Raw genomic sequence first — 7,360 nt, forward strand, 5'->3', positions numbered from 1 at the left:
CGGAGAGGGGAGTAAAAAGACTAATTTGGCGTTACTCCTATCTCTCCTGCTAGAAAAGGGAGTCTGGGAGGGAAAGATTCAACGAACTCACATGATTTTAGGTAAAAATTTATTCAGTTTCAAAATCAGAATCTTGCTGCTTAGATAAATCTGAGGGTGGTCTGTCGCTACTCCAAGCCCACCAAGCACAACCACATTGGCAATTGTAAAACTCCTGCCATTTGCGACGATGGTTTTCTGTAAACACAGGCGATCGCCGATTAATCCAAACTTGCAAAGCCTCTAAACTACTAGCACGGCAGTGAGGACAGCAAAACTCATAAGCGTGAACTGCCTTATGTGTCCATTCAGGCGGAGTGAGAGCAAAAGCGTCCATTAGAATAATGAGTAATTTTTAATTCGTAATAATACAATACACGGATAGGGAGTGTTGACTGTTGCCCAATGCCCAATGCCCAATGGAAGCCAATATTGAAATTCGCCGCTTGTTAGATGTAATGCCCGCGTCTGGGCGCATGACAACTAAAATTGTCAGTAAACCAGAACAATCTCAGGTGATAGATGCTGCATTTCCTTTACCTTGGGGTCAAGACCGACCAATATATATTAATTTTGATTTATGGGGTCGTCTGACGAAACCACAACGAGATTTACTGTTATTACAGAAGGTTGCTTGGTTAACTGGTGTGAGATGGTTTAAACCAGATATTTACCAAGGTGTAGCTTTGGCTGGGTTGTTGGGGGCTTTAGTGGAATCAGCACAATCAGATTTTGTGGGGGTGGCGGTTGGTGTGGGTTTAAGTGCGATCGCTCTCACACGAATTTGGCGCGTCAATAAGTCCTCAGAGTCACAGCTAAATGCTGATTTGGCAGCGATTAAAGTCGCACAACGACGGGGTTACTCAGAAACGGAAGCGGCTCAACATTTGTTAACGGCTATTGCAGCAGTGGCTAAGATAGAGGGGAATTCTAGTTTAGACTTTATTGATTTAATTCGTTGCCAAAATTTGAGAGCGATCGCTGGTTTGTCACCTATTGGTGTACCAGATAGTTCTGATTTTTAAACGCAGAGGAGCGCAGAGGAAACGCAGAGGTACGCGGAGGGTTAATGAATTAATTTTGATTTTCCCTACTCCCTATTCCCCTATCATCTTGGTAAGAATATTATTTGTGATGGCTTCTGCATCTGGGTTTAATAATGAGGGGCGTAACTTCGGTGCATTGTAATCATCTAGTCCCCAACTCCACTGCATCGAACCTGTGGCAAATACTATTGCCCCTGAATCTGCGGTGTACATTGTCATGTCAGAATACCTAGTTTTGCCTTTGTAGCGATATGGTGAATGGGCTAGACGAATTGTGTTAGCCGGGGCGTAGCGAAACATTCGATCTACTTCGTAGCCTAAAAGTCCTGTGAGGCGCATTTCTTTGGGGGGTGTTTTGCTTTGGCTCTGTACGGATGCTGTACTATTATCGGGGCGTAATTGTGTACCAGCTAACAACCAATTCGGTGCTGTGTCTTTCACTACGATGTCAGAATTGACTTGAAAGGTTTCATACATCACCCCTATCAATGCTTCTTCTGGACGGTTTACAGGTTGCTTGCGCCACAGAGTTGTGATTAAGAAATCGTTTGTCGGATCATTATCTCTAGCAAATGGGTCTAATGTGACATTTTCTTTGTACGTCACGATAGTACGGTTGATGTCTTTGGTAATTAGGCTAGGTTCAAAGCGAATTTGCCAATAGCAGGTGTTAGCAGAAAAAAAGCCGAGACTCACACCAGCATCTCTTGCTGTCTCCACATTTTGCCGCATTTTGGCTGACCAATATTCATCATGCCCTACTGAGAGAAACACTTTATGTAACCACAGCATGGGTTTAGTTGTATCCAAGTCTAAAGGATTTTCATGGGTATCAATATCTGTGATGTATGTCACATCATATCCAGAACGTTCTAGCCATCTGACCATGTTATATTCCCAACCAGCGTTAGAAGTTCTCCTTTTTGGTTGAAAGTTGGTTAAAAATTCTCCTGCACCAACTCCATAGGCGGCGGCTGAGTTGGGACTTGCAGCATAGGGACGGTTGAAAGACACTTTGTGTGCTTGTTTACCGCGACTGTTCCAACGGTACAGGGACATCCCACCCCAATTGTTGTAGGCTTGATAGGTGGTGACGCTGGATTGAAATACAATGTCAGAAGGGCGACTGTCATCACGCACCACAAAAATGATGTAGCTTTGCTTACCACTTTTGCTAGCAGTCAGTTTGGCTAAATAAAAACCACTAGCCCATTCTGTTAAATCTTGGGTACTATAGGGAATTTTGAGAATATATGGCTCTTGCCAATTACATTCAATCAAACCCGTGGCTTTATCTATAGTTGGCGGTGGTTGTCTTTTTCCGACTCGTTTAATTGCAGATGACATGAGTCTACCGCCAGCACCACCATACCAACCCATGCGAAAGATTTCTATGGTGTAACTTGGCTCTTTTGTATTCACGAATAATTTAATTGTGTCACCACGATTTACACTGGTGAGTGAAGCATAACCTTCTATTTCTCGCCTAGTAGCAGGATTAGTCAACTGCCAAGCCGTAGTACCGATTTTTTGATTTTCAATGATGATCGGGTTAGTTCTTTGATCTGCTAAAGCATCTGGTTGGTAAAAAATGACAACACTAGTGATAGTGAGTAATACTGGTATGACGAACTTGGTAACAAAGTTAAATCGTTGTCTAAAGCACATTACAGTCTCAGCAGTAGTAAGCAATCAAATTGGTAGTATGTTTGATTGTTTCACGTTGACTGTTGTTTATGTGCGAAATTAGAACAGAAGGCAAGAGATAGGAGGGAAAATCTGACTATTCCTAGCATTCACCTTTCAAAATATCTTAATTCCAAACATCCTCTTAGACATCCATCTATATCCTGATTTCATTGCAAGTTAAGTTCAGTCATGGTTTCTAGAACTTGACGATAGTTCATAGATTGGTTTTTTTGCAGATAAAGGTCTGCTGAACGAATTAAATTTTGAACAGCATCTTCTTTGCGATTTAACTTAGCAAAAGATAAACCAGCATAGTAATAAGCTTCTGGTTGGTCTGGCCACATTTTTAAAGTAAAAACAAAATCTCGAATCGCTGCTTCGTACTGCCCTAAATTATAATACGCAATTCCCCTGGTGAGATAGGCCGGAAAAAATGTTTTTTCTTGAGTAATTAGTTTATTCATTTCCTCAACTACTTGCGTAAACTGACTCATTTGAATCCTGACGTTTGCCAGATTTAAACGAGTAATTGGTGTGGGTGCTAATTGTACTGATTTAGTTAAATCTTCCAGAGCTTTTTTAATTTGTCCAGAACGTTGATAAGCTAAAGCTCGATTATTATAAAGTGCAGGAGATAACTGTAATTTTGCCGCTTGATTAAAGCTTTTAATCGCTTCTGGTAATTGATTCAGTTCGCTCAGTGCAATCCCCTTAACAATAAAAACTTGAGCCGGGGTATTTTTACCTTGAATTTGAATGATTTGATTTAAATCTTGTAAAGCAAAATCATATTGTTTCAGCAAAATGTAAGTTTGCGAACGATTAAATAAAGCCGTGACTACATTAGTCCCATTTTTGATTTCACGGCTCCATTGTTGAATCGCACGCGTCAGATTCCCCTGCTGAAAGTTCTGTTCAGCACTGGAATTAGAGTTGGGAGATACAGGTTGATTATTAGGTGTTACTTGTGCTTGAACACTTGTCAAGCAACTTGCCCAAACTATTCCTATACCTAATATTAATTTTAAGCGATTAAAATGGCGTTCACGACTCAAACCAGACATAAAATTATGGGACATAATTAGTTTGGGCAGAACAGCGATCCAGTTCGGGTTTAACCATCAAGTTCACTAGACGAGGGCCATCTTGTCCTACTTTGCTAGCTAGGGCATTAATTTGTGCAAAAATCTGGGGAGTGTAGCGAGTTTTGTAAACGTTTAAGGCACATTGGCAGAAGTTTCTTTTAATCCTGAGTTTGGCAGGATCTGGGTTTTGATTCCCTACGCATCCTTGCATAAATTGCGTTTGAATATTAGTAAAGTTAGCCCAATTATTATTAGCTGTATTCTGATTATTATTGTTATTACTGGGTTGTGGGCGAGAATTCTGAGCTTGGCTAACTTGGGCAGTAAATATGAGAGTCAACAGTGATATAACCAACAGTGTAGTGCTGTTTTTAAATTTCATATTGTGGAATTTCCTGGGGTGAATTTTTGTTATGAAAGTAATTGAAAATAACTTTTCTTGGGAAATTAAAGATTAATTTTTTGCACGAACATTCTAGCACAATAAAAGTTAAATATGCAACTTTGATATACTTCTTAAAAAAAAGAAAATTTTCACATGATATCCAGTCCGGTTAATTACTGATAATTAACTGAAGATGCAGACTTTTCTCTGACTCTGTTAAGAGTTCCCTGTTTCTTGTTCCCTAGCCCTCACAGATATGATAACTATTCTAACGGACATGATATGAGTTGGATGAACCTCTCCCTCACCTCTCTCCATCTGCGAGAGAGGAATTTCAGGCTATATTAACAGGCTAAAAGTCAGTTTGTCAGGGACTTCCAGATAAAAAAACATCCAAAATGTAGGGTGCGTCAGGACGAGTAAACCTAGCTATACCAAGAAAATATTCATTCTGACGCACCCTACTAACTAACTACTAACTAACAGTCAATTTGGCTCATTTATTTTTTGGTGTTCCTTCAGCTTTTCTCCTGTGATTAAGAGAGGTTTGGAGAGGGGTGAAAATTATGCGTCGAACTCACGTTTATTAGGGTTAGAACTCAAAGAATAACCCTAAGCGTCCCATAAAGTTAGAGGCGTTATTGTAGATAGAAGAAGCCGCAGATGTAAAGGCTGCACCTGCATTAAAGGTAATGGTGCGATTCAGGCGTGCAACGCAACCAAAAGCACCCGCCCAAGAACTACCATAAACGCCAGTTCCTACACCGCAACCATTATTAACACCTTGTGGCAGGGTGTTGGGAATCGCTGATAAAGCAGCCGCTAGCGCACCCACAGATTCAATTTGTTTGCCCAATTGATGTAATCCTCTATCAATGGCAGAGGGATCGAAACTAGCAGTACCTAAATTGCCAGATTGATCTACGGTGACATAACGTGTATCACCGCTTTGATATCTATTGCCCACAAATGAGCCTGAAGAAGCTAGCCCTGGTAATGTGTAGTAACTGGCAGCAGTACCAAAAGCCATCTGTCCAGCCCCAGTAGCGATCGCACCTGTACCAATCGCAGTAGAATTGTCACCACTAGCCACCGCATTCGCTCCGAATGCTGTAGAGTTTACCCCAGTCGCACGAGTAGCAGTACCAATAGCTGTAGAATAATTCCCAGTTGCTTGAGAATTATAAGCAAATGCAGCAGCATCTATTCCTGAAGCAATTGCCGAATCACCAACTGCTGTTGCTGGATCACCTGTTGCTTGGGCATTACGACCAATGGCAATTGTGCCAATTTCGGTAGCTTGGGCATTTTGACCAATGGCAATAGCTCCCTCTGCACCAGCATTTGCACCATCACCAACAGCAGCAGCACTTACGCCACTGGCAGTAGCATTGTTACCAAAAGCAGAAGCATTTACTCCACTGGCATTACTATTACTGCCATAGGCAGAACCACCTTCTCCACTGGCATTGCTATTATTACCATAGGCAGAAGCATTAGCTTGAGTAGCTTGGGATGCGTTACCAAAAGATGTGGAATTGTTACCATCAGCTTTACCAGTGATACCTATGGTAATAGCATTTTCTCCTACTGCAACCGAATTAGCTCCTATGGCGGTGGAATTTGTTCCTGTTGCCGAAGAATTAGCACCTGTAGCTGTAGCAAAGTCACCAGTGGCTCTAGCTCCTGCACCTGTAGCTGTAGCATTTGCTCCTACTGCTCTAGCATCTGCACCTGTAGCCGCAGCATTCAAACCTTCTGCATAAGCATCTCTACCTGTAGCAATCGAATTTTCACCCACTGCTTGAGCATTATCACCAGTAGCAATTGAACTCAGTCCTGATGCAGCTGCACCTTGACCAATGGCGGTAGAATTGTCACCACTAGCTCTAGCAGCATCACCGTAAGCCGAAGCAGAAATACCAGTGGCTTGGGCGGCATTACCTGTAGCGGTGGCAGAATTTTGGCTAGCACTTGCACCTGTACCGACAGCGATCGCATTTGTGACATTATCAACAATTGTTGCACCTTCACCTATGGCAGTTGAACCTGTCGCCCCTGTTCCAACTGTTGCACCTGTACCTGTGGCAATGCTGTTATTTGCACTGGCATTGGCATTAGAACCAGTGGCAACAGCACCCTGCCCACCTGCTGACGCTGCATTACCTGTGGCTAAGGAATCATTCCCCGATGCGATCGCACCTCTACCAATGGCGGTGGAATTTGTACCACTAGCTCTAGCAGCGTCACCGTAAGCCGAAGCAGAAATACCAGTGGCTTGGGCGGTGTTACCTGTGGCGGTGGCGTTTTCTTGATTGGCTTCTGTGTTCGTACCTGTGGCAATGCTGTTATTTGCACTGGCATTGGCATTAGAACCGGTGGCAACAGCACCTTGTCCACCTGCATTAGCTGTATTACCTGTGGCTAAGGAATCATTCCCTGATGCGTTCGCACCTCTACCAATGGCGGTGGAATTTGTACCACTAGCTCTAGCAGCGTCACCATAAGCCGAAGCAGAAATACCAGTGGCTTGGGCGGTGTTACCTGTGGCGGTGGCGTTTTCTTGATTGGCTTCTGTGTTCGTACCTGTGGCAATGCTGTTATTTGCACTGGCATTGGCATTAGAACCGGTGGCAACAGCACCCTGCCCACCTGCATTAGCTGTATTACCTGTGGCTAAGGAATCATTCCCCGATGCGATCGCACCTTTACCAATGGCGGTGGAATTTGTACCACTAGCTCTAGCAGCGTCACCGTAAGCCGAAGCAGAAATACCAGTGGCTTGGGCGGTGTTACCTGTGGCGGTGGCAGAATTTTGGCTAGCACTTGCACCTGTACCGAAAGCGATCGCATTTGTGACATTATCAACAATTGTTGCACCTTCACCTATGGCAGTTGAACCTGTCGCCCCTGTTCCAACTGTTGCACCTGTACCTGTGGCAATGCTGTTATTTGCACTGGCATTGGCATTAGAACCGGTGGCAACAGCACCTTGTCCACCTGCTGACGCTGTATTACCTGTGGCTAAGGAATCATTCCCCGATGCGTTCGCACCTCTACCAATGGCGGTGGAATTTGTACCACTAGCTCTAGCAGCGTCACCGTAAGCCGAAGCA

The 7,360-nt window shown here is 43.4% G+C and carries 6 protein-coding genes; 1 reads left to right on the forward strand and 5 read right to left on the reverse strand.

Translation table 11 applies throughout. The features are described 5' to 3' along the window. Positions 1-109: 109 nt before the first annotated feature. Positions 110-376 (reverse strand): hypothetical protein, encoded by a 267-nt coding sequence (locus tag AACS98_RS19880; protein ID WP_066383051.1) that lies wholly within the window; start codon positions 374-376, stop codon positions 110-112. An 82-nt stretch (positions 377-458) separates the two neighbouring features. Between AACS98_RS19880 and AACS98_RS19885 the strand changes: the two genes are divergently transcribed. Beyond that, a complete protein-coding gene (locus tag AACS98_RS19885) occupies positions 459-1,064 on the forward strand; it encodes a DUF3318 domain-containing protein (RefSeq protein ID WP_066383055.1) in 606 nt (201 codons plus the stop codon). 72 nt (positions 1,065-1,136) lie between these two features. On the opposite strand, the gene AACS98_RS19890 is transcribed toward AACS98_RS19885, so the two are convergent. The 4 genes from AACS98_RS19890 to AACS98_RS19905 form a co-directional block, all read right to left on the reverse strand. After that, positions 1,137-2,753, reverse strand: a complete 1,617-nt coding sequence (locus AACS98_RS19890) for a N,N-dimethylformamidase beta subunit family domain-containing protein (protein ID WP_066383057.1) — start codon at positions 2,751-2,753, stop codon at positions 1,137-1,139. A 188-nt stretch (positions 2,754-2,941) separates the two neighbouring features. Continuing rightward, on the reverse strand, positions 2,942-3,853 hold the full coding sequence (locus AACS98_RS19895; protein ID WP_066383059.1) for a tetratricopeptide repeat protein: 912 nt from the start codon (positions 3,851-3,853) through the stop codon (positions 2,942-2,944). Then, positions 3,843-4,241: a hypothetical protein gene (locus tag AACS98_RS19900; protein WP_066383061.1), complete on the reverse strand. Its 399-nt coding sequence runs from the start codon at positions 4,239-4,241 to the stop codon at positions 3,843-3,845. The genes AACS98_RS19895 and AACS98_RS19900 overlap by 11 nt, the downstream gene beginning before the upstream one ends. Before the next feature lie 595 nt (positions 4,242-4,836). Beyond that, on the reverse strand, positions 4,837-7,360 hold a 2,524-nt coding region (locus AACS98_RS19905; protein ID WP_066383063.1), incomplete at its 5' end, for a YadA family autotransporter adhesin.

The organism is Anabaena sp. CA = ATCC 33047, from assembly GCF_963870205.1.
Lineage (GTDB): Bacteria > Cyanobacteriota > Cyanobacteriia > Cyanobacteriales > Nostocaceae > Trichormus.

Coding starts and splice junctions, on each gene's coding strand:
- AACS98_RS19880 (WP_066383051.1), bottom strand. CDS start 376: ATGGACGCTTTTGCTCTCACTCCGCCTGAATGGACACATAAGGCAGTT.
- AACS98_RS19885 (WP_066383055.1), top strand. CDS start 459: ATGGAAGCCAATATTGAAATTCGCCGCTTGTTAGATGTAATGCCCGCG.
- AACS98_RS19890 (WP_066383057.1), bottom strand. CDS start 2,753: ATGTGCTTTAGACAACGATTTAACTTTGTTACCAAGTTCGTCATACCA.
- AACS98_RS19895 (WP_066383059.1), bottom strand. CDS start 3,853: ATGTCCCATAATTTTATGTCTGGTTTGAGTCGTGAACGCCATTTTAAT.
- AACS98_RS19900 (WP_066383061.1), bottom strand. CDS start 4,241: ATGAAATTTAAAAACAGCACTACACTGTTGGTTATATCACTGTTGACT.